The sequence below is a fragment of the Streptomyces hiroshimensis genome, assembly GCF_014650335.1.
GTDB classification, from domain to species: domain Bacteria; phylum Actinomycetota; class Actinomycetes; order Streptomycetales; family Streptomycetaceae; genus Streptomyces; species Streptomyces hiroshimensis.
The window spans coordinates 64,883-89,917 of the sequence record NZ_BMUT01000017.1 but is presented as its reverse complement, the minus strand read 5'-3'; the positions used below and the strand labels follow the sequence as shown (position 1 = coordinate 89,917).

Below are 25,035 nucleotides of genomic sequence, written 5' to 3'. Positions count from 1 at the left end.
GAGTGGAAGAACCGATACCCGTCATGCGGGACGTGGACTGGGGCACCGCCAAGCTGATGCCCGACGTGGACCGGCCGCGGGCCTGGCTGCTCACGGTGAACGGCGCGCCCCAGTCGTACGTCGACCTGGACGACCCCGCCCACCTCGAATTCGAGTACGCCCAGCGGATCGCCCACGTCCTCGACGCCGCCGCCGAGCCGGACCGCCCGCTCGACGTGCTGCACCTCGGCGGCGGGGCGCTCACCCTGCCCCGCTACGTCGCCGCCACCCGCCCGGGCTCGCGGCAGCGCGTCGTCGAGGCCGACCGCGGCCTGCTCGCGCTGGTCGCCGAGCACCTGCCGCTGCGGGACGGCTCGGGCGTCGAGGTGATCGCCGGGGATGCGCGCAGGGAGCTGGAGGCCGCGGCCGACGCCTCCGCCGACGTGATCGTCGCCGACGTCTTCGGCGGCTCCCGGGTGCCGGCCCACCTCACCTCGCTCGCCTACGCGCGCGCCGCCGCCCGGGTGCTCCGGCCGCACGGCTGCTACGCGGCGAACCTCGCCGACGGCACGCCCTTCACCTTCCTGCGCTCCCAGGTGGCCACCTTCGGAGCCGTCTTCGCCCACCTGTGCCTGATCGCGGAACCGTCGATGCTGCGCGGTCGCCGCTTCGGCAACGCCGTCCTCGTCGCCTCGCACTCCGAACTCCCGGTCACCGCACTCGCCCGCCGCGCGGCGGGGGACGCCTTCCCGGCGAGGGTCGAGCACGGGGAGGCGCTGGAGCGCTTCGCGGCCGGGGCGGAGCCGGTGGACGACGCGGACGCCGTGGGGTCCCCCGAGCCGCCGGGCGGGGCGTTCAGCGTGGGCTGACGCGGGCCGCGCGCCCGGCGGGGCGGGGGATCACCGGGGGATCAGGAGGTCTTCAGGGGCCTGAGGGAGCTCATGATCTTCTTGATGGTGTCGTCGGGCACCTCGTCCTCGGTGCCCGTGACGCTGTAGAGGCACCATGTGGCCAGGTCGCCGGTGACGTCCTTGTACGTCACCGTCACGGACTTGCCGCTGGAGGCGCAGTGGCGCTTGTTCGCGATTCCCGTGACCGTCGCCGAGGAGGAGGTGCCGGTCAGGCCGTGGTCGCTCTTGAACTCCTTGCCCTTGGAGTAGTTGAACTTCCCGGTCTTCTTCTGGTCGAAGCCCCAGAAGAGCCAGTTCAGCGCCTCGTTCTCGGCGGCGTCGGCCTCGCTCTTGGCGCCCTGGGCGCCCTTGGTGCCGGCGGCGACCGGGTTGGCGCTCTTCTCGCACCGGTCCTCGTTGAACTTCGCCACTCCGGTCATGCTGATGCCCTTGCCGTTGGGCGGGAAGGAGTGGTCGTCCTCGTCCTGGAAGCCGATGCTCGTCCCCGGGGGAACGACCTTCCACTCCGGCGGCACGTCGAAGACGACGTGCCGCTTGCTGTTGGTGACCGCCTTCCAGCCGTCGATCACGGGCTTGACCTCGACGTTCGCCCGCGGGTTGTCCTCGGGGGACTCGCTTGCGCTCTGCGACGGCGCTGCCGAGGAGGGGGCCGCGGTCGGCGCCTTCGTCGGTTCGTTCTTCGCCACGTTCTCCTTGTCGTCGTCCTTCAGGACGACGACACCGGTGATCACGGCCGCGGCCACCACCGCGACCGCCGCGGTGATCGCGATGATCGTGGTCCGCTTGCGGTTGTCCCGCGGCGGCTCGGGCGCGCCGGCCGGAGCCGGGGTGTGCCACTGCTGACCGGCGGGCGGCGTGGGCGGGCCCGCGGGCTGCTGCTGGTACGGATTCGGCTGCTGGAGGGTCGGCGGCTGCTGGTACGGGTTGGGCTGCGGGTAGCCCGGCTGGGCGCCGGACGGCGGCCCCGACGGGGGCACCGGCGTCTTGTACGGATTCGAATCCTGCGGGTTCTGCTCGCCCCCGGGCGGCTGCTGTCCTGGCCACATGGCCGATAACCATAGAGGCAGAAGATGACCTCGGTGAGGGCGCCCCTTCCCGCCATTGCTACCGACTGGTAACTTGCGGGCATGTCTGAGACCACCCAGCCGTCCATCGGCGACATGCTCCTGGCCACCGTGCCCATGGCCAAGACGCTCAACCTCGTCTTCGAGGAGGCGAACGCCGAGCGCGCCGTCGTCCGCCTCCCCGACCAGCCCGACTACCACAACCATGTCGGGGGCCCGCACGCCGGCGCGATGTTCACCCTGGCCGAGTCCGCGAGCGGCGCGATCGTGCTGGCCGCCTTCGGTGACCAGCTCTCGCGCGCCGTGCCGCTGGCCGTCCGCGCCGAGATCGGCTACAAGAAGCTCGCCATGGGCCCCGTCACGGCCACCGCCGAGCTCGGCCGCCCGGCCGCCGAGGTCGTCGCGGAGCTGGACGCCGGCGGCCGACCGGAATTCCCCGTCCGGATCGCGATCACCCGCGAGGACGGCGACGTCACGGGCGAGATGACGGTCGTCTGGACCCTCCGGCCGAACAAGTAGCCGCCCACGTGGGAAGACGCTGATCCGCGTCTTCCGGAGGACACCTTTGGGCCGCATAAGGTCCGTGGCGGCCCAACGGTGGTCTTTCCCGGGCGCTCGGGGCGGTCGCCGCTGCTGAGCGGCAGGCCGGGCCCCGGCGACGGAGTGGCGTCCGCGCCACGTCAGCGCCTACCTGACGGCGCTCACCCGAGGCACCCCCGGGCCGCGCAACGGGAGCGTCCGGCTGAGGACGAGGTTGGTGGTGGTGCTCCCGAACTCGGCCAGCTCGTCGACGATCTCCTCCAGGTGGGCCGTCGACGTGGCCGCCACCTTCATGACGTAGCAGTCGTCCCCGGTGGTGCGCAGGCACTCCAGGATCTCCGGGCGCTCCTCCAGCAGCCGGCGCAGCGGCCCGTGCCGGGTTCCCGGCCCCGGGTACTTGAGCCGGACCACCGCCATCACCGGGTAACCGGTCCGCTCCGGATTCACCTCCGCACGGTACCCCGTGATCACCTCGGCCTCCTCGAGCCGGCGCACCCGTTCCTTGGTCGCCGACGCGCTCAGGTTCACCCGCCGTGCCAGCTCGGTGAACGGGATCCGGCCGTCCCGTTGGACTTCTCTCAGGATCGCCCAGTCCGTCGCGTCGAGACTCTCGGTCATCTGCCCATTCTACGGGCGGATCCACGGCTGAACCGCCTCTGAACAGGCGGGAATCCCTTCTGGCGACCCATGCGTCCTGCCTAGGGTTGGGCCCTATGAAGATCGGAGTGAACGTCCCCAATTTCGGCCCGGGCACTGACCCCGGAGTGCTGCGAAGCTGGGCCCGGACCGTGGAGGGCCTGGGCTTCGACCTACTGATGATCTCGGACCACATAGCCATCACACCGGATGTCGCCGAGCGCTATCCGGCACCCTTCTACGAGCCCTTCACCACCTTGTCCTGGCTGGCCGGCCTCACCACCCGTATCCAGCTCGGCACGACGGTCCTCATCGCTCCCTACCGGCACCCGCTGCTCACCGCCCGAATGGCGGCCAATCTGAATGAGCTGAGCGGCGGCCGGCTGGTCCTCGGTGTGGGAGTGGGCTGGGCACGGCAGGAGTTCGCCGCCCTCGGCATCCCGTTCTCACAGCGCGGTCAGCTGACCGACGACCACCTGCGGGACATCCGGGCCGCCTGGAAGGACACCGCCTCCTACGGAGACCGCCGGATCCCGGTGTGGGTCGGCGGCAACAGCGACGCGGGGCTGCGCCGGGCCGTTCTCCTCGGAGACGCATGGCATCCGCTGCGCCCCACCGTGCCGTGGCTGCGCGAAGCCGCAGGCAGGCTGGAGACGTACGCGGACGGGCAGCACTTGCCCGTGCCCGCCTTGGCTCCCCGCATCGCCCTCCGGCTTACCGAGGAACCGGTCGACGGAGCGGGACGGCTCGCCGGTGAGGGCACCATCGACCAGATCATGGACGACCTCGACCAACTGCGGCTGCTGGGCGCCGAGTCCGTCGTCCTCGACACCTACCAGGGCGCCCCCCGGGCGACGTGTCACCCGCAGGCGGCCTGGCAGGCCCTCGCCACCGTGGCCGCGCACCTCTCCCGGGCCGGCACCCCGCCCCGCACCACGATGGAGCAGTCATGACCACATCCGACGACCACACCCTCCTCCGGCAGGCCATCTCGCTCGCGGCCAAGGCACGCGCGAGCGGCAACCCGCCCTTTGGATCTCTGCTGGCAGGACCGGACGGGACGATCCTGGCCGAGGAGCAGAACACCACCCTCACCGACAACGACGTCACGGCACACCCGGAACTCAAATTGGCGAGGTGGGCCGCAAGAGAGCTCGATGCGCAGACGGCGGCAGGCACCACGATGTACACCAGCTGCCAGCCGTGCGGGATGTGCGAGGCCGTCATTCAATGGGCGGGGCTGGGGCGAGTGGTGTTCGCCCTGTCCAACGAACAGCTCCTGGACATCAGGCCGGGCAGCAGCCGACCGCCCGTGCCGCAGGACGGCCCCGCGCTGCTCGAAGAGGTACGGGCCGCGGTCGAGCCCTACTACCGCTGACCGCCGGGCGGAGCTCCGTACGCCGCGGCTGCGTGTGGTCGCCCTCACCGAGTCCGACCGCCTACGGGCCCTGGAGGGGTGTGGGCGAGCGAACAAAAAGCCGGTCTCCCGCAACCCGCGGGGCCCTGAGGGAGTCCTCTCCTCCAGTAGGCTTCCCGGCGTGCGCCCTGCGGCGCACGCCGGGAAGAGATCGTCAAATCGGGAGGAACCGGCGTTGCACATCCAGGAGTGGCTCGAAACAGTACCGGCGATCGCCGTCTACCTCTTGGTGGGCGGGGTCATCGGGCTGGAGAGCCTGGGTATTCCGCTTCCCGGTGAGATCGTCCTCGTCAGCGCCACGCTGCTGGCCGCCACGCAGGACCACATCAATCCGTATGTGCTGGCCGCGTGTGCCATCGCGGGCGCCATCATCGGTGACTCCATCGGCTACCTGATCGGCCGCAAGGGCGGCAAGCCGCTGCTGGAGTGGCTCGGCCGGAAGTTCCCCAAGCACTTCGGCCCGCACCACGTGGCCACCGCCGAGCGGTCCTTCCAGAAGTGGGGCATGTGGGCGGTCTTCGTCGGCCGTTTCATCGCCCTGCTGCGGATCTTCGCGGGCCCGCTGGCGGGCGTGCTGAAGATGCCGTACTGGAAGTTCCTGATCGCCAACGTGCTCGGCGGCATCGTCTGGGCCGGCGGCACCGTCGCCGTGATCTACTCCGTCGGCAAGGTCGCCGAGGAGTGGCTGAAGAAGTTCTCCTGGCTCGGCCTGCTGGCCGCCGTGCTCTTCGGTCTCGGCTCGCTGGTCGTCATGCGGATCAAGGCCAAGAAGGCCGAGGCCGCCCGCGCTGCTGCTGACGACGCCGCTCAGCCGGAGCCGGTCCGTACCGCCGACTGACCTGCGGGCTCTTTGGAGCCTCGCACCTCGCAGAAAGCCCCCCGGGTCCCGCAATGGGCCGGGGGGCTTTTGGTGTGCGCTCGGTGCCACCCGGCGTCGCTCAGCCCGCGTCCTGGCTGATGCTGAGGCGTACAAGATCCGCCAGTGTCGGCGCAGGGCGTTTGGCGCGGATGCGGCGGAGGTAGGTGCCGACGGTGTGGACGCTGATACCGAGTCGCCTGGCCGTCTGGTGGTAGGTGAGCCCCGCGCCGATGTGGGCCAGCACCTGCCGCTCGCGGGGCGACAGGCGCGGTGGTCCCGTCTGGACGCTGAGGGCGGGCATCGGTTCTCCATGGGGCTGGCGGAGCCGCGCGGCATGGGTGGCCTGCGGCCGGCCGCGGGTGAAGTTCCTCCCCCCGCGCGACGCTTTGAATGGATCTAACCACGAACTCGGCTAAATGCAAGCAAAAAATAGTGGCCAACCGGTCAATGGCCCCTTAATCGCAGGTAAGTCGACTGTCAAGTCCCCAACTTCCGCGTCTCCAGCCCCGCTTCGAACCGGGCGAGTGTGAGTGCGTGCGCCGCCGACCGCGGCGGCACCGCAACCCAGAGCGACCGGAGGGGGACCGCGCATGGGGCACTTCCGTCTGCTCGTCGTCGGCAACGGCATCTCGGCGTACGGCAGCTACCTGAACATGGTGGCGCTGAACGTCTTCATCTACCACGTCACCGGCAGCGCGCTGACCGCCGGCCTCTTCATGGCCGTACGCCTCGTGACCAATGTGCTCGCGGGCTTCGTGGCCGGGCGCCTCGTCTCCACCTGTGACCGCAAGCGCCTGATGGTGGGCGCCGACCTCACGCAGGCGCTCGCCCTGGTCGCGCTGCTGCTCGCCCCGGACGGCGCCCGCGTCGGGCTGCTCTTCGCCCTGGCGGTGATCACCGGGTCCTGCTCGACGCTCTCCCAGGTCGCCCTGCGCAGCAGCGTGCCGGAGATCGTCGGCGCCGAGCACCGGGCCCGCGCCAACGGGCTGCTCGTCACCGGCCGATCCCTGGCCATGATCGCGGGCTTCGCCTCGTCCGGCCTGGTCGTGGCGCAGCTGGGCTACTCCACGGCGTTCGCGCTGGACGCCGTCACCTTCGTGATCTCCGCGACCGTCCTGTTCCTGCTGCCCGTACGGACCCGGGCGGCCGAGGCCGGTCCGGCGGCGGAGGAGGCGGCCGCCGGTCAGGAGGCCTCCGGCGCCGCGAGCGGCTTCGCCCGGATGCTGCTGCGCACGGCGCCGCTGCTCGTGGTGATGATCGTCGTCCGGGCCGTCGACGGGCTGGGCTCCTCGTCCCACAACGTGGCCCTGCCCATCTACTCGGACAGCCTCGACCCCGGCCACCCGGCCACGTTCATCAGCCAGTTCTGGGCCACCTGGGCCATCGGCAACATCGTCGCGCAGCAGCTGTTCGGCCGGGTCACCAAGAAGACCGGCCGCACTCCCGGCGAGCGGGCGTTCGCGCTCGGGGCGTGCGTGATGTCGGCGGCGTTCATCGTGGTCTTCGCCGGCCTGCCCACCGTGCCGGCCATCATCGCCGCGCTGGTGGCCGGCATGGCCGACGGGTTCACGGAGATCGTCTACATCTCCCGGCTCCAGGCCGCCCCCGACGCCCAGCGCGGCCGGCTCTTCGGGCTGTCCGCCTCGGCCGAGAACACCGGCTTCGGCCTCGGCATGATCGTCAGCGCGGCCCTGCTGGAGTCGTTCTCGCCGCTGCAGGTGGTGGCCGCCTTCCACGGCCTGGCCATCGCCCTGTGCGTCGTCCTGCTCGCCGTGCTCCTCAGACGCGGCGGCAGGCTCACCCGGACGGAGGGCCGGCCGACCGGCCAGGACGTCCGGGACGTCCCGGACGGTCGGGAAGAGCCGGCGAACGCTTCGGCGGACGTGTCGGCGGAGGCATCGAAGGCGGAAGGCCGCAGCTCATGACATCCACGCACCACGACCGGACCGGCCAGGGCATCGCCGTCATCGGACTGGCCTTCCGGTTACCGGGAGCGGACACCCCCGAAGAGCTCTGGCGCATCGTCCGCGACGGGACGGACTGCATCACCCGCTTCACCGACGAGGAGCTCGCCGCGGCCGGAGTGCCCGCGGAGCGCTACGAGGCGCCCGACTTCGTCGGCGCCTCCGGGATCCTGGACGACCTCACCGGCTTCGACGCCCAGCACTTCGGGATGAGCGCCCGTGAGGCCCAGCTCACCGACCCGCAGCAGCGCATGTTCCTCGAATGCGCCCAGCACGCCCTGGAGAACGCGGGATACCCGGGGGAGCGCGACGGCACCCGGGTGGGCGTCTACGCCACCACGGGCTACCACCTCTACACGCTGGAGAACTACCTCCTCAACAACGTCCTGCCGAGCGTGCCCGCCGACGACTGGATGGCGGGGATGCAGATCGTGACGGGCAACGCCCCCGACTTCACCGCGACCCGCGCCGCCTACCGGCTCGGTCTGACCGGGCCCGCCGTCAACGTCCAGACCGCCTGCTCCAGTTCGCTCGTGGCCGTGCAGACGGCCGCCCAGGCGCTGCTCGCGGAGGACTGCGACATCGCCCTCGCCGGCGCGGCGGCCGTCCACGTGCCGCAGGTGCTGGGCTACCAGTACGTCAAGGGCTCCATCCTCTCCAAGTCCGGCCGCCTGCGCGCCTTCGACGCGGGCGCGGACGGCACCGTCGGCGGCACCGGCGTCGCCGCCGTCGTCCTCAAGCGGCTCGACCGCGCCCTCGCCGACGGCGACACCGTCCACGGCGTCATCCGCGGCTGGGGCGTCACCAACGACGGCGCGGACAAGAAGGCGTACACCGCCCCCAGCGCCGGCGGCCAGTGCGCCGCCATCCGCCGGGCCCTGGAACGGGCGGGCGTCGGCGCGGACACCATCGGCTACCTGGAGACCCACGGCACGGGCACCCTCAAGGGCGACCCCATCGAGTTCGACGGCGCCGCGGCCGCCTACCGCGAGGACACCGACCGGACCCACTACTGCGCCCTCGGCTCGACCAAGGCCAACATCGGCCACCTCGACGTGGCCTCCGGCCTGGCCGGCCTGATCAAGACGCTGCTGGTCCTGAAGCACGGCGTCGTCCCGCCCATGGCCAACTTCACCACCCCCAACCCCCTGCTCGCCCTGGACGGCAGCCCCTTCTACATCCCCGGCTCGGCCGTGCCCTGGCCCGAGGGGGACCACCCGCGCCGCGCGGGCCTGACGTCGCTCGGCATCGGCGGCACCAACGTCCACTTCGTCCTCGAACAGGCCCCCGAGCCCGCGCCCCGCCCGGCCGCCGCCGCGGCACCGCCGGACGTCCTCCTGGTCTCCGGCAGCAGCGAGGAGGCGCTGGCCGCCAACGCCCGTGCCTTCCGCGACGCGCTGCGGCAGCGCCCCGGGACCCCGCAGGCCGACCTCGTCACCACCGCCGCGCTCGGCCGCACCCACCGGCGCCACCGGCTCGCCGCCCGCGGCTCCGGCCCCGCCGCGCTCGCCGACGCCCTCGACGCCTGGCTCGACGGCACGGGGACGGGTACGGGCGGGGGTACGGGTGCGGGCACGGCGGCCGTGACGACCGGGACGGCGCCCCGCGAAGGCACCGCCGCCGTCGCCTTCCTGTTCACGGGCCAGGCCAGCCCGTACCGGGGCATGGCCAAGGAGCTGTACGAGCGCTTCCCCGCCGTACGCGACGTCCTCGACGCCTGCGAGCGCCATCACCGCGACCTCACCGGGGGGTCTCTTCTCGACGGGTTGCTCGGCGGTACCGGTTCCGCGGGAACGGATGCCTTGTGGGCTACCGACACCGCCCAGCCCGCCCTGTTCGCGCTGCAGTGCGCCCTGACGAGGCTGTGGCGGGACACCGGCATCACCCCCGCGACCGTCACCGGGCACAGCGTCGGTGAGTACGCGGCCCTGCACGCCGCCGGAGCTCTCTCGCTGGAGGACGGCCTGCGGCTGACCGCCGAGCGCGGCCGGCTGATGCAGCGGCTCTGCGCCCCCGGCGCGATGGCCGCCGTACCGCTCGCCCGTGACGCGGCCCTCGCCCTGGCGGCCGAAGTCCCCGGCGCCGAGCTGTCCGTGGCCAACGGGGAGCGCTCCCACGTGCTCGCCGGGCCCGTGACCGCCGTGGACGCGGTGTGCGCGCTGCTGGAAGAGCGCGGCACACCGGGCGAACGCCTGCCGGTCGACCGCGCCTTCCACACCGCCCTCATGGAACCGATGCTGGCCGGCTTCCGGGCGGTGCTCGACACAGTCGCGTTCCGCCCGACGGAGGTCCCCTTCGTCAGCGGGCTCGACGGAGCCGTCCGCCCGGCCGGCTGGACCCCGGACACCGGGTACTTCCTGCGGCACACCCGCGAGCCCGTCCGCTTCGACGAGGCACTGCGCACGATCGGCGGGACGGCGCCCGCAGCACTGGTCGAGATCGGGCCGCACACCACGCTCAGCGGCCTGGCGCGCCGGGCCCTGCCCGGGGTGCCCGCGCTGCCCTCGCTGCGCCGCGGCACCGGCCTCGGCACGCTCTGGGCCGCGGCGGCGGGCCTGTACTGCGCGGGCGCGGACCCGGACTGGCAGCCGCTGCTCGCCGGCTGCGGCGGCCGCAGGATCCCGCTGCCGGGATACCGCTTCCAGCACAAGGACTACTGGACAGGGCCGCAGTTGACGGCCGTAAGAACCGGAACACCAGCGACAGATGGAGCCACAGTGGTACAGCACGAGGCAGCGGTCGAGCGGGTCGTCCGAAGCATCATCGAGTCGACCGCCCGGCATCTCAGCCACGACCCGGACGCCATCACCGGCGAGACCTCCTTCTTCGACCTCGGCGCCGACTCGCTGCAGATGATCAGCGTGCTGCGCGAGCTGGAGCAGGAGCACCGGGTCAAGGTCTCGATGCGGGAGCTGTTCGAGGAGACCGGGACGCCGCTGCGGCTCGCGGAGCTCATCGTCCGGCGGATTCCGGGGGAGACCCCTGGGGCGGCTGCGTCTGCTGCGCCCGCCGCGCCTGCTGCGGCGCAGGCCGCGCCGCCCGTGGCGCCGGTGCCGCCCGTAGCGCCCGTGGCATCTGTGGCGCCTGTGGCGGAGCAGCCGGCCGCGTCGCAGCCCGCCGCCGCGCAGTGGCCCGCCGCGCCTGCACCCGTCGTCCCGTCGGCCCCCGTTGCTCCTGCGGCTCCGGCCTTCCCTGCGCCCCCCGCGCCCGAGCCCGTGGCCCCGTCCGCCGCCGCCCCCGAGTACGCCACGCGCCGGGAGCTGGAGGACCTCGCCCACAAGCTGCAGCAGATATCGCAGATACAGCTGCAGATGATGTCCCAGCTGTCCCAGCTGCTGTCCCTGCAGACCGCCGCCGCGACGGTCCGTCTCAACGGCAAGGTGGCCCAGTGACCGGCCTGGACGCCGCTTCCGCGGCCCTCGAACAGGACCTCGCCGCCATGACCGAGCTCTCGCGGCGCATCGCCGAGCAGATCGGCGGCGGGCCGGCGGGCAGTCCGCCGGACGGGACGCCGCCGGGCACGGAGAAACCGGCGGTCACGGACAGGCCGCCCGTCCCGGAGACACCGGCGACCGCAGGCGGGCCGGCAGCCCCGGGTGAGACAGCGGCCGCCGAACAGGCTCCCGCGGAGCAGGCCGCCGCACCGCGGCGCGTCCACGGCCCCCGGGTGACCGTCTCGCGGGCCTCCGGCATGGTCCAGGGCGGCGCCCCGCGCTCCCAGCAGGACCACCTCGACGACCTCGTGCGCCGCTACACCGCCAAGACCCCGACCTCCAAGCAGATCGCCCAGCGCTACCGCCGGGTCCTCGCCGACAGCCGTGCCGTCGTGGGCTTCCGCAGCGGCACGAAGGAGATGCTCTACCCCATCGCGGGCCGCCGGGCGAGCGGCGCCCGCCTGCAGGACGTCGACGGCAACGAGTACGTCGACATCACCATGGGCTTCGGCGTGCTCCTCTTCGGGCACGAGCCGGCCTTCGTCAGCGAGGCGGTGCGCGAGCACCTCTCCCGCGGCGTCCAGCTCGGCCCCCGCAACGTCGAGACCGGCGAGGCCGCCGAGCTGCTGGCCGGGATGACGGGCATGGAGCGCGTGGCGTTCGCCAACTCCGGTACGGAGGCGAACTCCGCGGCGATCCGCCTCGCCCGCTCCGCCACCGGCCGCAACAAGATCGTCACCTTCCTCGGCGCGTACCACGGCCACGCCGACACCGTCCTCGGCCGCTCCTCGGGCGGCCCGGGCGAGGCCCGGATCACCGTGCCGGTCTCCCGTGGCATCCCGGACAGCGCCGTCTCGGACCTGATCGTCCTGGAGTACGGCAACGACGCCTCGCTGGAGGCCATCGCCCAGCAGGCCGGGGACATCGCCGCGGTCATCATCGAGCCCGTGCAGAGCCGGCACCCCGAGCTGCAGCCCGTCGAGTTCGTCCGGAAGCTGCGCGAGCTGACCGCCCGCCTCGGCATCGTCCTGATGTTCGACGAGATGCTGACCGGATTCCGCCCCGCGCTCCGCGGCGCCCAGGAGCTGTACGGCGTCACCCCCGACCTCGCCACCTACGGCAAGCTGCTCGGCGGCGGCTTCCCCATCGGGGCCATCGCCGGCCGCGCCGACATCATGGACGGCGTCGACGGCGGCTACTGGTCCTACGGCGACAACAGCTACCCGCCCGCGGACACGACGTTCTTCGGCGGCACGTACATCCAGCATCCGGTGTCGATGGTCGCCGCGCGCGCCGTCCTGACGCACCTGAAGGAGCACAGCCCGCTGCTGCAGGAGCGGCTCAACGCCCGCACCGGCGAGCTGGCCGCGGGGCTCAACGCCTTCTTCGAGGCGGAGGACTTCCCGCTGCGGATGAGCCACTTCGGCTCGCAGTTCCGCTTCGACCACCGTGCGGACATGGAGCTCCTGTACCACCACCTGATGCTGCGCGGCGTTCATGTGTGGGAGTGGCGCAACTTCTTCCTCTCCACGGCGCACTCGGACGGTGACCTCGAGTTCATCGCGGAGGCGGTGAAGGGCGCTCTGCGGGAGCTTCGCGGTGCGGGGTTCTTTCCGGGCACCCGGCGTCCGGTAGCGCCGGCGCCGGCGCCTGCGGCGGGCGGGGCGGCCTTGGCGGACCTGGTCACCGTCGCCGCGAAGTCGCCGGAGCCGGCGGTACCGCCCCGGGGCTCCGCCCCGGACCCCGGTCCTCAAGCGCCGGACGGGCTTGAAAAAGAAGGGACTTCCGGTCTGCTGGAGCCGAGCGGGCCCGGCAAGGCGCAGGTCCCCGGCCTTGAGGGGCCGCGCGTCGCCTCCATGGCCTGGAACGCGGCCGCGGCCGTCACCCCGGCCGCGCCGCAGGCAACCCCCCGTACGCCCGACTTCAGCGTCTACTTCTTCGGTGACTACCCGCAGGGCACCGGCACCGGCGCCGCGCCCCGCGAGGGCAAGTACGAGCTGCTCCTGGAGACCGCGCGGTTCGCCGACCGGAACGGGTTCCACGCGCTGTGGATGCCCGAGCGGCACTTCCACTCCTTCGGCGGGCTCTTTCCCAACCCCGCCGTGCTCGCCGCCGCCCTGTCCCGCGAGACGTCGCGGATCCGCCTCAACGCCGGGTCCGTCGTCCTGCCGCTCCACGACCCGATCCGGGTCGCGGAGGAGTGGTCGATGGTCGACAACCTCTCCGGGGGCCGGGTCGGCATCGGCATCGCCAGCGGCTGGCACGCCAACGACTTCGTCTTCTTCCCCGAGCGGTTCGGCCGGCACAAGGAGGCGATGTACGAGCAGCTGGAGCAGGTGCGGCGGTTCTGGCGGGGCGAGGCGCTGCGCCGGACCAGCGGTGACGGCGAGGCGGAGGTGCGGCTCTTCCCGCAGCCCGTCCAGGACGCGCCGCCCATGTACACCGCCGTGGTCGGCAACCCGGCCTCGTTCGAGCTCGCGGCCCGCCACGACCTCGGCATCGTCACCAACCTGATGACGCAGAGCGTCGAGCAGCTCGCGGAGAACATCGCGCTGTACCGCCGCACCCGCGAGCAGCACGGCCTGGACCCGGCCGCCGGACGCGTGGCCGTCCTGCTGCACACCTACCTCGCCGGTCGCCACGACACCGCTCGGGCCGAGGCGTACGAGCCCCTGTCGCGCTACATGCGGGCGTCCCTGTCGCTCTTCGGCGGTGTCACCAACAGCCTCGGGCACAACGTGGACCTCTCCTCGCTCAGCGAGGACGACCTCGACGTGGTGTTCCGCCGCGCGTACGACCGCTACTGCGACCAGCGGGCGCTGATCGGCACGGTCGACAGCGTCTCGCCCGTCGTGCACACGGTGACCGCGGCCGGTGCCGACGAGATCGTCTCGCTCGTCGACTTCGGCGTCGCGCCCGACGAGCTGCGCGCGAGCCTCACCCACATCGACGCGCTGCGGCGCCGCCACGGTCAGGCCCCGGCCGAAGCCCCGGTTCCGGTTCCGGCCCCGGCGTCCGTGCCCGCCGCACTCCTCACCCCGGCCCCCGCCCCCGCCTCCGCCCCCGCCTCCGCTCCCGCGGAGGCCCCGGCGGACGCCTCCGCGCCCGCCCCGCTCTCGCCCGGCCAGCAGCGGATCTGGTTCCTGGAGCGCATGCTGCCGGGCCGTACCGCCTACAACGAGACCAAGGCGATCCGCCTCGACGGCCCGCTCGACGTGGCGGCCCTGCGCGCGGCGGTGCGCGGTCTCGTGGCGCGCCACGAAGGCCTGCGGACCGTCTTCCGGGAGATCGGCAACGAGCCGCGCCAGGTCGTACGGGCCCCCGCCGAGCCCGACTTCGCGGTCGTGGACGGCACGGGGCGCGGGGACGCCGCGGTGCAGGAGATCCTGGCCGCCGAGAGCGCCCGCCGCTTCGACCTCGCGCAAGGGCCCCTGTTCGTCACGCGCCTGGTGAAGCTCGCCGACGACGCGCACGTCCTGGTGCTCTCCCTCCACCACATCGTGGTCGACGCCGCCTCCGCGACCGTCCTGACCCGCGACCTGTCCGCGCTCTACCGGTCCCGGCGCGACGGCACCGAGCCCGCGCTGCCCGAGCTGACGTGGAGCTACGCCGAGCACGCCCGCGAGCAGGCCGCCGCCCTGGAGGGGCCGGAGGCCGCCGCGGACCTGGCCTACTGGCGCGAGACGCTCGGCGGCGACCTGCCCGACCTGAACCTGCCCACCGACCGGCCGCGTCCGGCGGTCATGACGTCCAGCGGCCGGGCCGTCTTCCGCACCCTGGACCCGGAGCTCTCCACGCGGCTGCGGGAGCTGAGCCGGGCCCGCCGCGGCACCCTGTTCATGACCCTGCTCGCGGGCTACGCGGCCATGCTGCACCGGGTCACCGGGCAGGACGACATCGTCATCGGCACCCCCATCTCCGACCGGCCGCAGCGCGCCGAGGACCTGCTCGGGTTCTTCGTCAACACCCTCGCCCTGCGTTTCGACCTCTCCGGAGACCCGTCCTTCGCGACGCTGCTGGACCGGGTGCGAGGCCGCGCCCTCGACGCGTACGACCACGCGGGCGTGCCGTTCGAGGAGGTGGTGCGCGAGCTCGCCCCGCCGCGCGTCCTGGACCGCACCCCCGTCTTCCAGGTCCTCGCCGAGTTCCAGAGCAGCGAGCCCTTCCGCTTCGAGCTGCCCGGCGTGCGGGCCACGCCGCTGGACGCGGGCCCGGACAAGGCCCTGACGGACTTCACCGTCTACTTCACGGACCAGCCGCAGGGCATCCGCTGCCACCTGGAGTACAACACCGACCTGTTCGACCCGGAGACCGTCGAGCGGTTCTTCGGCACCTTCCGGGACCTGCTCGCGGCCGCCGTCGAGGCGCCGGAGGCCCCGCTGTCCCGGCTCGCCGCGCCGGCCGCCCCCGGCGATCCCGTACCGGCCGCGTGGCAGGACGGACCGGTGCGGCCCGCGGAGGCCGCCACCGTCCACGAGCTGGTCGCCCGGCAGGCAGCGGCGGCGCCCGGCGCCACCGCGGTGACCGACGGCGACACCGTGCTGACCTACCGTCAGCTGGAGGAGCGGGCGGACACGCTGGCCGCCGTGCTCCGGGAGCGGGACGGCGACGGCACGCCCGTCGCCCTGTGGCTGCCGCGCTCCGCGGACCTGATCGTGGCCATGCTCGCGGCGCTGAAGTCCGGCCGCGCGTACGTGCCCCTGGACCCCGCGCTCGGCCGCTACCGCGCCGAGACGGTGCTCGCCGAGTCCGGCGCACGCACCCTGGTGTCCACGCACGACCGGGCGGCCGGCCTCCGCCTCCCGGACGGCGTCACCGTCGTTACCCCCGACGACGTCCCGGCGGGTACTACGGCCGGCACCACGGCCGGCACGGCACCGGCGGCACCCGCCACGGACGGTGAGTCGCTGACGGACGGCGAGTCCCTCTGCTACGTCATCTACACGTCGGGCAGCACCGGTACGCCCAAGGGCGTCGCCGTGCCGCACCGCGCCGTCGCCGACCTGTGCGCGTGGCAGCACCGGCGCTTCGGCTTCACCGCCGCCGACCGCAGCGCCGTCGTCTGCAGCCAGGCCTTCGACGCCTCGGTCATGGAGATCTGGCCGGCGCTGACGGCGGGGGCCTCGGTCACCGTCGCCGGCGACGCCGTCCGCAAGGACCCGCTCGCGCTCGCCCGCTGGTACGCCGCCCAGGGGGTCACCTTCACCATCCTGCCGACGGCCCTCGGCGAGACCGTGCTACAGGTCGCGCCGGACGACCAGCCGCCGCTGCGCCACCTGCTCCTGGGCGGCGACGTGATGCGCACCCGGCCGCGCCCCGGCACGCCGTACGAGGTCGTCAACGTCTACGGACCCACCGAGATCACCGTGCTGTGCACCGTCGAGACGGTCGCCCCCGGCGTCGCCCCGGGCGCGCAGTCCGGCGGTGAGGAGTCCGGAGGCGAGGAGATCGCCATCGGCCGCCCCGTCGACAATGCGCGCCTGCGCGTACTGGACGAGTCGGGCGCACCGGTGCCGGTCGGCGCGGTGGGGGAGCTGTACGTCGGCGGCCCGGGCGTGGCCCGCGGCTACCTGAACCGGCCCGAGGCGTCCGCAGGGCGCTTCCTGCCCGACCCCGACGGCGGCCCGGACGCCCGCCTCTACCGCACGGGTGACCTCGTGCGCTGGACCGCCGACGGCAGGCTGCAGTTCCGCGGCCGCACCGACGACCAGGTGAAGATCCGCGGCTTCCGCGTCGAGCCGGAGGAGGTCTCCCGTGCGCTCAACTCCCTGGACGGGGTGCGCGAGGCCGTCGTCCTGGCGCGCCGCAACGGCCGCGGTGAGGCCTATCTCGCCGCCTTCGCCGTCCCCGCCGACCCGGTCGGGGACGGCGCCGACGACCGGCAGGCGTTCGCCGACCTCATGGCCGACGCCCTGGCCGAGCGGCTGCCCGAGTACCTCGTGCCGCGTGCCTGGACGGTCCTGGCCGCGCTGCCGGTGACGGGGGCGGGCAAGCTGGACCGCGCGGGCCTGCCCGCACCGGACCTCGTCACCGCGGCACCGTCGGTGGCTGCCGCGCCCGTCGGCACCACCCGGGCCCCGGCCCCCGCCGCAGCGCCCGCGCCCGTCCTTGGTGACGACGTCGAGCGGCGGCTGCGGGCCCTGTGGGCCGCGGAGTTCGGCACCGACGCCGCCGGCATTGCGCCCGACGCCTCGTTCTTCGACCTCGGCGGCCACTCCATCACCGCGATCCGGCTGGTCAACCGCACCCGCGAGGAGTTCGGCACCGAGTACCCGATGGTGCGCTTCTACGAGGAGCCGACCCTGCGGGCCATGGCCGCCTTCCTGTCCGGCCGGTCCGGATCACCGGATGCGGAGACGGCGGATACGGAAACGGGAACGGCGGACACGGAAACGGAATCGGGAGTGGTCTTCGGCGAAGCCGTCGAGCACCGGGCCCCCGCCAGCGAGCAGCAGATCCGCTTCGCCACGGGCCAGCGCGGCCACGCCCTCCCGCAGGTGTTCAACGTGGCCATGCGCCTGACCCTCACCGGGGACCTGGACGTGACCGCGCTGCGCACCGCCCTGACCCGGCTCGTCGCACGGCACGAGGGCCTGCGCACCCGTATCGTCCCGGCCGGCGAGGACTGGCAGCAGGAGGTGTTGCCGGCCCGCCCCGTCGACCTGCCCGTCGAGGATCTGAGCGTGCTGCCGGCGGGGGAGTGCGAGGCGGGGCTGGACCGGATCTCCGCCGAGGCCGCCGAGGCCCCGTTCGACCTCGCGGTCGGGGCCGGGCCGCGGCTGCGGCTGCTGCGGACCGGCGAGCGCACCTGGGTGCTGCTGTTCGTCCTGCACCACGCCATGTGCGACGGGTGGGCCGTCAGCCTGCTGCTGAAGGAGCTGGCCGCGCTCTACGGCGCCGAGGCGAAGGGCCTGCCCGACGGGCTGGCACCCGACCCGCTCCAGCCGGGCGCGTACGCCCGCTGGCAGCGCGAGCACGCCGACCCGGCCGCCGACGAGCGCAAGCTGAAGTTCTGGATGCGCGAGCTGGAGGGCGTGCCCTTCGGGATCGACCTCCCGCTGGACCGGCCGCGGCCCGAGAAGCCGAGCGGGCGGGGCGGTGCCGTGATGTTCACGGTGCCCGCCGACGTGCGCGCGGACGTGGAGCGCCTGGCGCGGAGCAGGGGCACCACGCCCTATGTGGTCACCGTGGCGGCGCTGGGCCGGCTGATGGCCCGCAAGTCCGGGCAGTCCGACGTCGTGTTCAGCATCTCCTACGCCAACCGCGTGCGGCGCGAGTTCGAGTCGCTCATGGCCTGCACGACCTCCGGGTTCGCCCTGCGGGTGCGCGACGGCGAGGGGGCGTCCTTCGCGGCGCTGACGGACCGCGTCGCCCGTACGTCGGTGGAGTGCATCGACGAGATCCTGCCGCCGCGGCGCCTCGCCCCCCTGATGCAGCGCGAGGGGGTGGACATGCCGGACCGGCTCGCGGTCGGCTTCGCGTACCAGAGCTCGCTGGAGACCGACATCGAGATGCCGGGGCTGACCGCGGCCGTCGAGGACCTCGCGCCCGCGGCCTCCCGGGCCGAGCTCACCGTCGGGCTCGTCCCGGCGGGCGACGTGCTCGCCGGGATGGTCGAGTACTCGTCCGACCTGTGGGACCGGGAGACCGTCGAGGGCTGGATGCGCGACTACGTCGAGCTGCTGCGCGAGGAGGTCCGGGCGGCCCTCGCGGGCTGAGCCGCCCACCCGTTCGCTCGGCCGGCCGGTGGGGTGAAGATCACAGGTCACCCCGGCGGCCGGCCGGCACCCGGCCGACTACCGTGTCCGGGTGCCGAAGAACAGGAACGCGTTCTCTTCCGACGCCTCCGCTGCCCTACGGGCGTGGGGGCGTCGTGCCGCGTCCCGCGCGGTCCACCGCGGCTGGCGGTGGATCCAGCAGGCCGGCGCGGTGACCGCCGAGCACCCCGGCCCGTACCGCTTCGGCCGGATCGGCCCTGCGACGAAGCTGGCCTTCCCGCTCGGCACGGTCTTCGGCGAGCGCTGGATCGAACTGGGCGACCACTGCATCATCGGCGAGCAGGTCACGCTCACCGCCGGCATGATGCCGGACCTCGACCTCGGGCCCGACCCGGTGCTCCGCCTGGGCAACGGCGTGGTCCTCGGCCGCGGCAGCCACGTGGTGGCCTCGCAGCCGGTGACCTTCGGCGACGACGTCTTCTGCGGCCCGTACGTCTACGTCACCAGCGACAACCACTCCTACGACGATCCGCACCAGCCCATCGGCAGGCAGTGGCCGCGCAGCGCGCCCGTCTCCATAGGCTCCGGCAGCTGGCTGGGCACCGGTGCGGTGATACTGCCCGGCGCGCGGCTCGGCCGGAACGTGGTGGTCGCCGCGGGTTCCGTCGTACGCGGGGAGGTCCCGGACCACGCGGTGGTCGCGGGCGCCCCGGCGAAGGTCGTACGGCGCTGGGAGGCGGCGACCGGCTGGGTCCCGCCGCTGCGGACGGCGCCCCCGGTACCGATCCCGTCGGAGATGACGGCGGAACAGCTGAAGGCACTCGCCGAACCGCCACCACTGGCGGAGGGTTCTTAGCCAGGGGGCTGGGGCTGACCTGCAGCGGGGCCCGGCAGCCGTTGATCGTTCCCTGCACGGGGTTGATCATTTCCCGGAGACCGGGGCCTTCTATGCTCGCCTTCACGTTGTGAAGGCGGAGAACTGGAAGGGGTCTCGTGCGTCACCTTTGGTGGGGATCACGCTCTCGCGTGGGGGTGCTGGCAGCGGGATTGGTGTTGTCGGTGACCGGATGCGGTGGCGGCCAGGCGGTGTCCCATGAAGGGGCCGGTCCTGTGGGTGGCGCGAGGGAAGGAAGCCTCGGAACCGGCCCTGACACGGTGCTCGACGCCGAGGCACTGAGAAAGGCCCTGCCGGATCTGCAGAGCATGCCGGTGGGCTGGAAGTCGGGCGTGACGCCACTGCATGCCCGGGAGGTGCCCCGGGAAAAGCGGTGCGCGAAAGACGGTGGCGGCCCTGACGGCTGCTGGTGGCACTGGAGCATCGGCAGTGTGCAGTACAGGGCACCCGGTGGCTCCGGCGGTGTGGACTGGTATCTGACGGCGTATCCCAGCCTGAAGGTGGCCGGCACCGCCTTCAAGAACCGGAAGAGCGGCGGGGCGAAGGGGGCCGCCGAGGTCGCCATGCCGAGAGTCGGCGATGAAAGCGTGGCTTACGCCGAGCCGCGGGCTCCGTACGCCGAACCGCGTATCGCGATGACCGTACGCGTGGGCACCGTCATCGCCGTCATGACGTACTTGGACTCGGAACAGAACCCGGACAGCGCCCAGGTCCTCCTGTCCCTGGCCCAGACGCAGGCGAAGCGCCTGCAACAGGCCGAGCTGGGCCGGACGCCGACGGCCAAGGCCGCCGGCTGAGCGCCCGCCCACCCGCCGGAAGAGCGGTGCTCGGCCGGTGCAGCTCTCCCGGGACGGCGGAGAGCACAATGGCGCTATGGATCTCATCCGGGGACGGGCCCTGCTCGACGCCGCGCTGGAAGAGGCGCGGGCCGGGCTGGAGGAGGGCGGCATCCCGGTCGGGGCCGCGCTGTACGGCGCGGACGGTGCCCTGCTCGGGAGGGGGCGCAACCGGCGTGTGCAGGACGGTGATCCCTCCATGCACGCCGAGACGGCCGCGTTCCGGGCAGCCGGACGGCAGCGCACGTACAGCGGGACGACCATGGTCACGACGCTGTCCCCGTGCTGGTACTGCTGCGGACTCGTGCGCCAGTTCGGCATCTCGCGCGTGGTGATCGGGGAGGCGCGGACCTTCGACGGCGGCCGGGCGTGGCTCGCGGAGCACGGGGTGCAGATCGTGGTGCTGGACGACCCCGAATGCGTGGCGCTGATGCGCGACTTCATCGAGGCCAGACCGGAGCTCTGGCTGGAGGACATCGGGCAGCGCGATCGCCGCGGGCCGAAGGTGTAGGCAAATGCTCTACCGGTCCTCGTCTGTCATGTCGGAGGATCCTCTCTGCGCCGTTCCGCGCGAGCGCACCCCGTCGATGACGAGTGTCAGAAGGCGGTCGGTCTCGGCCGCACCATCACGGTCGCCCTCGGTGGCCAGCGCGATGGCACCGACGAGTTTGAGCAGCTGGGTGATGGTGACGTCGGGGCGTACGGCGTGCGCCTGGTGAGCGCGCGCGAGTAGTTCGCTGCCGGCGTTCACGATCGACGTGTGGCAGGTCTCTCCCAGTGCCGGATCGCCGCCGGCGTCGGGCATCAGGGCTGCTCCCAGGCCCCTGTTGGTCACGGCGTGTGCGCCGACAGCGCGGAGCCAGGTGACGAGCGCGGACCCGGGGTCGGGCGCGGCGGCCAAGGCGTGCGCCTTGGCGCAGAGGGTCTCCACCCGGTCTTTGAAGACGGCCTCCAGTAGTGCCTGCCGGGAGGGGAAGTGCCGGTGCAGCGTGGCCGAGCCGACTCCGGCGTGCCGGGCGATCTCTTCCAGGGAGGCGTCGGCGCCGTGCTGTGCGACGGCGGCCCCTGCGGCGGCCAGGATCCGGTCGTAGTTGCGCCGCGCGTCGGCACGCATGGGCCGCTTCGGCGACGGCGGCACGGTCGCGTCTCGGGTCACGGGAACTCCTGACGGCTTGCTAAATGGGGTGGTCCTCCATATCGTACCGAGCGTTAACCGGGGGGCCACCCCACTTATCGTCGGCGGCCCTCCCCGTGGCGTGCGACCTCCAGGAGAGACAGTGGAGCCGACGGGCAAGACCATCGTGGTGACAGGTGCGACCGGCCTGCAGGGCAGGGCGGTGACCAGGCATTTGCTCGACAGCGGCTGGCAGGTGCGCGCCCTCACGCGCAATCCGGACGGGGCGTCCGCCGCGGCCCTGGCACACGCGGGCGCGGAGATCGTCCGCGCGGAGATGGAGGACCTCTCCTCCCTGATCGACGCTGCCGAAGGCGCCTACGGCCTGTTCAGCGTCCAGCCCACGGTGGGCTCCCCGGGTACCGCCCCGGACTTCTGCGCCGAGGACGAGGTCCGCTGGGGAATGAACATCGCAGAGGCCGCCCGAGCCGCCGGCATCGCGCACCTCGTCTTCAGCTCGGTCGCCGGCGCGGACCGTCACGACAGCGAGGCACTGCCGCAGAACCTGATCAGCAAATGGCGCATCGAGCAGCACCTCGCGAAGCTCGGCCTGCCCGCGACGATCCTGCGGCCGGTCTCCTTCATGGAGAACTACACCGGTGAGTACGCCCTCCAAGGCGGCAGCCTGGTCTCGGGCATCGCCCCCGATGTCCCGCTGCAGATCACGGCCGTGGACGACGTCGGCTTCATCGCCGCCCTGGCCTTCTCGCGGCCCCGCGAGTGGATCGGGCGGGCGACGGCCCTGGCCGGAGACGAACTGACCCCCGTCCAGATCGCCGCGCACATCGCGACGGCGATCGGGCGCCCCCTTCCGTACCGCCGGATCCCGATGGAGACGATCCGCGCCGTCAACGAGCAGTTCGCGTTCGCGCACGAGTGGCTCAACCAGCGCGGCTACCGGGCCGACATCACCGCCACGCGACGGATCCACCCCGCCGCGATGGACTTCCGCACCTGGCTTGAGCGAACCGGTGCAGCCCAGATCACGGCGTTCCTGGACGCACAGCGCGCAGAGGGGCAGGACGCGTGAGCGGCCGAAGGCCCCACCTCGGGCGCATCGGGATCTGGGCGGGCGAACTCGACGACTGCACAGCGGCCGGTGTCCGCGAGGCCGTGACCACGATCGAGGACCTCGGCTTCGGCACCCTGTGGTTCCCCGAGACGGCAGGACGGGAAGCGATGGCACAGGCCGGGATCCTGCTGTCACAGACCAGGCGGATCGTCGTGGCAGCCGGCAGCACCGACATCTACGCGCGCGACGCCGTGACCACCGCCGCCGCACAGCGCACCCTCGAGGAGGCATTCCCCGGACGCTTCCTCCTCGGCCTGTGGGACAGCCACCCCAGCCTCGCCGAAGACGTCCGCGGCCACCGCTTCGGCCCCCCGCTGCCCACCATGCGCGCCTACCTCGACGCACTCGACACCGCCCCGTTCGGGCCGCCCGCCACGCAGGCCTCGCCGCACCGTGTGCTCGCGGCCCTGGACCCCGGCATGCTCGCACTCGCCGCCGAACGGGCCTGGGGCGCAAACCCGTTGGGCATGCCGGTCGAGCACACCCGCAACGCCAGAGCCGTGCTCGGCCCCGCCGCGCTGCTGGCCGTCACCCAGCTGTGCGTGCTGGGCCCCGACCGCTCGCACACCGCCGCACTGGCCCGCACCACGGCAGCGGCCGCGCTGCCCAATCGTCGTGCTCTGCTGGGCGGCCTGGGGTACGAGGACGTGGACGCGCTCGGCGACCGGCTCGTCGACGCGGTCGTGGCCCACGGCACCGCCGAGGACATCGCCCGCCGCGTCCATGAGCACCTCGACGCCGGGGCCGACCACGTCAGCCTCCACCTCCTCACCACCACACCCCACACCCCGCCCACCAGGCAGTGGAAGGAGCTCGCCGCACACCTGCTGCCCTGACCTGGCGCGGGGACGGCGGCCACTCCGAAATCCCCGCGTACGACCGGTTTGTAGGCCACGTTCCGTGAGTCATACGTGAGTCTTCACGGCTCTCCACCGGCAGGGGGAGGGCGTTCCTTCAAGCGGCTGACGCGAGAGTGATGCTCCTGATGCGACGTTCAGGACATGACCATTGATGTACGCACGGCGAAGACGTCCTGGAGCACAGGGAGACAGCGGTGGCTGCGTGGGCTGCGTGGGCTGTACCGGCCCGGCCGGGTGACGATGGTGTGGGCACTGGTGTACTCCGGCTTCGGCCTGGTCTGTGCGGTGAACAGGGTCCCGCTCTTCGGCTCTGACGGCCAGGCGTGGGCATCCGCATCAGGCTGGGCGGTCACCGTCGTGGGGCTGCTGGCGGCCTTCACCTGTGCGGCGGTGGCACGCTACGGGCTGCGGCCCGCACTGCGGGCGCTGCTGTGGGCGGCGTGCGGCCTGGCCGGGCTCGCCGCCTTCGGCCTGCTGATGGATGTGATCACGCTGATGGTCGGTCAAGGCGTGGACAGCCGGCCCTCGGCCGCGAACCACGCGCTGGCGGCGGCCGGGGCGCTCCTGCTCGCGTCCACCGCCCGCACAGGCCGGCGCCTGCCCGCCGGGGCCTGCGCCCCGGCACCTTCTGCCGCGCCCCGGCCGGTCCTGCTCGCGGCGTGTGCCGGTACGGCGGCCTTTCTTCCGTACGTGGTGATGAAGCTGATCTGGGTGACCGGCGGTACCTTCGCCGGGGTGTCCGGTGCGCAGATGCGCGCCGTCTCCGAGCGCAACGGCGCCTCGGGGATCTGGCTCACCCTGGAGTCCTGGGGCCTGGACGTCACCGTACTGCTGGCCGCGCTCGGCATCTTCCTGCTCTGGGGTCTGGTCCGCCCCTGGGGCCAGGTCTTCCCACGCTGGACGCTGTTCCTGCGCGGGCGTCGGGTACCGCGCTGGCTTCCCCTGGCCCCGGCCCTGATCGGCGCCGCCACCCTCGCCCCATACGGGGTGATCGGCCTCGGCTACACGGCCCTGGCCACGGCGGGGGTGGTGACCATGCGGAGCGGCGACTTCCCTTCCCCGGACGACGCGATCCTGGCCAGCTGGATCGGCATGGCGGCCTTCGCCGTGTACGGGCTCGCATTGGCGGTGGCCGCGCGCTCGTACTGGGACCGGACTCGCAGTCGGCCTGCTGCACGCTGAGGCTGCGTAACCGGTTTGCGGCCGGTCGGCGCGCCGGTGGACCCGCGCGCGGGCGTGGCGCCGGTGCGGGTGTGACGACCGGGTAGAGCGAGGCGAGTACGGCCGCGACCGTCACGGGGCCGCTGTTCGCGGCGATGGAGTACGTGCTGTTGGCGGCGACGTCGGCGAGGCCGACGAAGGCGAGTGAGGGGAGGGCCGAGCGGACGCCGTCCCAGCCGTTCTCCGGGAGGGCGGGGGCGCCGCGCCGTGCGGAGACGTACAGTGCGCCGCCGCCCACCGCCACGTTGCACACGCGCTGGACGAACAGAGCGAGGAAGAGGCCGGTGAGGTTGTGTGAGGCCTCGGCGATCAGGGCCATCACGGAGCCGAAACCGAAGGCGGCGACGAGCGTGACCATTTGCGTCCAGCACGATTAAAGGGAGCCGGGCTCGCCACACCCATAGCACTTGGTCCTGCCCACTCCAGGGTCCAGGTCCCGCACAGCTCGAGCGGAG

Annotated in this window: 18 protein-coding genes and 1 pseudogene; 14 read left to right on the top strand and 5 right to left on the bottom strand. The window is 72.9% G+C overall.

Features of this window, described 5'->3' with window-relative positions; all coding sequences use genetic code 11:
• The first annotated feature begins 2 nt into the window (after positions 1-2).
• Positions 3-848, top strand: a complete 846-nt coding sequence (locus IE241_RS29910; protein ID WP_190024984.1) for a spermidine synthase — start codon at positions 3-5, stop codon at positions 846-848.
• Between the two features lie 41 nt (positions 849-889).
• On the opposite strand, the gene IE241_RS29905 is transcribed toward IE241_RS29910, so the two are convergent.
• The gene (locus IE241_RS29905; RefSeq protein ID WP_190024983.1) at positions 890-1,936 is read right to left on the bottom strand and encodes a DUF8017 domain-containing protein; all 1,047 of its coding nucleotides are present in this window, start codon (positions 1,934-1,936) and stop codon (positions 890-892) included.
• Between the two features lie 81 nt (positions 1,937-2,017).
• On the opposite strand from IE241_RS29905, the gene IE241_RS29900 reads away from it, so the two are divergent.
• Positions 2,018-2,473, top strand: coding sequence for a DUF4442 domain-containing protein (locus tag IE241_RS29900; protein ID WP_190024982.1), 456 nt, complete (start codon positions 2,018-2,020; stop codon positions 2,471-2,473).
• Positions 2,474-2,641: 168 nt separating this feature from the next.
• Here IE241_RS29900 and IE241_RS29895 read toward each other — a convergent pair whose 3' ends face one another.
• Complete coding sequence (locus tag IE241_RS29895) at positions 2,642-3,112, bottom strand: Lrp/AsnC family transcriptional regulator (protein WP_190024981.1); 471 nt, start codon at positions 3,110-3,112, stop codon at positions 2,642-2,644.
• A gap of 95 nt (positions 3,113-3,207) precedes the next feature.
• On the opposite strand from IE241_RS29895, the gene IE241_RS29890 reads away from it, so the two are divergent.
• From IE241_RS29890 to IE241_RS29880, 3 genes are all read left to right on the top strand, one after another.
• Complete coding sequence (locus tag IE241_RS29890) at positions 3,208-4,083, top strand: LLM class flavin-dependent oxidoreductase (RefSeq protein ID WP_190024980.1); 876 nt, start codon at positions 3,208-3,210, stop codon at positions 4,081-4,083.
• Positions 4,080-4,508, top strand: a complete 429-nt coding sequence (locus IE241_RS29885) for a nucleoside deaminase (RefSeq protein ID WP_190024979.1) — start codon at positions 4,080-4,082, stop codon at positions 4,506-4,508. Before IE241_RS29890 ends, IE241_RS29885 begins: the two co-directional genes overlap by 4 nt.
• 214 nt (positions 4,509-4,722) lie before the next feature.
• Positions 4,723-5,385 (top strand): DedA family protein, encoded by a 663-nt coding sequence (locus IE241_RS29880; protein ID WP_190024978.1) that lies wholly within the window; start codon positions 4,723-4,725, stop codon positions 5,383-5,385.
• A 100-nt stretch (positions 5,386-5,485) separates the two neighbouring features.
• Here the strand turns inward: IE241_RS29880 and IE241_RS29875 are convergent, their stop codons facing one another.
• On the bottom strand, positions 5,486-5,707 hold the full coding sequence (locus IE241_RS29875; protein ID WP_190024977.1) for a response regulator transcription factor: 222 nt from the start codon (positions 5,705-5,707) through the stop codon (positions 5,486-5,488).
• Positions 5,708-5,996: 289 nt separating this feature from the next.
• Between IE241_RS29875 and IE241_RS29870 the strand changes: the two genes are divergently transcribed.
• From IE241_RS29870 to IE241_RS29845, 6 genes are all read left to right on the top strand, one after another.
• Complete coding sequence (locus IE241_RS29870) at positions 5,997-7,331, top strand: MFS transporter (protein ID WP_190024976.1); 1,335 nt, start codon at positions 5,997-5,999, stop codon at positions 7,329-7,331.
• On the top strand, positions 7,328-10,762 hold the full coding sequence (locus tag IE241_RS29865) for a type I polyketide synthase (protein ID WP_190024975.1): 3,435 nt from the start codon (positions 7,328-7,330) through the stop codon (positions 10,760-10,762). Before IE241_RS29870 ends, IE241_RS29865 begins: the two co-directional genes overlap by 4 nt.
• A complete protein-coding gene (locus tag IE241_RS29860) occupies positions 10,759-18,522 on the top strand; it encodes a non-ribosomal peptide synthetase (protein ID WP_229900025.1) in 7,764 nt (2,587 codons plus the stop codon). Before IE241_RS29865 ends, IE241_RS29860 begins: the two co-directional genes overlap by 4 nt.
• A 91-nt stretch (positions 18,523-18,613) precedes the next feature.
• Positions 18,614-19,378 carry an acyltransferase gene (locus tag IE241_RS29855; RefSeq protein ID WP_190024974.1) on the top strand — a complete coding sequence of 255 codons (765 nt, stop codon included), beginning with the start codon at positions 18,614-18,616 and terminating at the stop codon, positions 19,376-19,378.
• A gap of 299 nt (positions 19,379-19,677) precedes the next feature.
• Entirely contained in the window at positions 19,678-20,214 is a 537-nt protein-coding gene (locus IE241_RS29850) for a hypothetical protein (protein ID WP_190024973.1), read from the top strand.
• A gap of 76 nt (positions 20,215-20,290) precedes the next feature.
• Positions 20,291-20,764 carry a nucleoside deaminase gene (locus IE241_RS29845; RefSeq protein WP_190024972.1) on the top strand — a complete coding sequence of 158 codons (474 nt, stop codon included), beginning with the start codon at positions 20,291-20,293 and terminating at the stop codon, positions 20,762-20,764.
• A 9-nt stretch (positions 20,765-20,773) separates the two neighbouring features.
• On the opposite strand, the gene IE241_RS29840 is transcribed toward IE241_RS29845, so the two are convergent.
• Positions 20,774-21,409, bottom strand: coding sequence for a TetR/AcrR family transcriptional regulator (locus IE241_RS29840; RefSeq protein ID WP_308433763.1), 636 nt, complete (start codon positions 21,407-21,409; stop codon positions 20,774-20,776).
• A gap of 121 nt (positions 21,410-21,530) precedes the next feature.
• Between IE241_RS29840 and IE241_RS29835 the strand changes: the two genes are divergently transcribed.
• From IE241_RS29835 to IE241_RS34445, 3 genes are all read left to right on the top strand, one after another.
• Entirely contained in the window at positions 21,531-22,457 is a 927-nt protein-coding gene (locus tag IE241_RS29835; protein WP_229900023.1) for an NmrA family NAD(P)-binding protein, read from the top strand.
• Positions 22,454-23,335 (top strand): TIGR03620 family F420-dependent LLM class oxidoreductase, encoded by an 882-nt coding sequence (locus IE241_RS29830; RefSeq protein WP_190024969.1) that lies wholly within the window; start codon positions 22,454-22,456, stop codon positions 23,333-23,335. The genes IE241_RS29835 and IE241_RS29830 overlap by 4 nt, the downstream gene beginning before the upstream one ends.
• 165 nt (positions 23,336-23,500) lie before the next feature.
• Complete coding sequence (locus tag IE241_RS34445; RefSeq protein WP_229900021.1) at positions 23,501-24,541, top strand: hypothetical protein; 1,041 nt, start codon at positions 23,501-23,503, stop codon at positions 24,539-24,541.
• Between the two features lie 58 nt (positions 24,542-24,599).
• On the opposite strand, the pseudogene IE241_RS34440 reads toward IE241_RS34445, so the two are convergent.
• A pseudogene (locus IE241_RS34440) lies at positions 24,600-24,938 on the bottom strand (hypothetical protein); the annotation flags it as partial.
• Between the last annotated feature and the right edge of the window lie 97 nt (positions 24,939-25,035).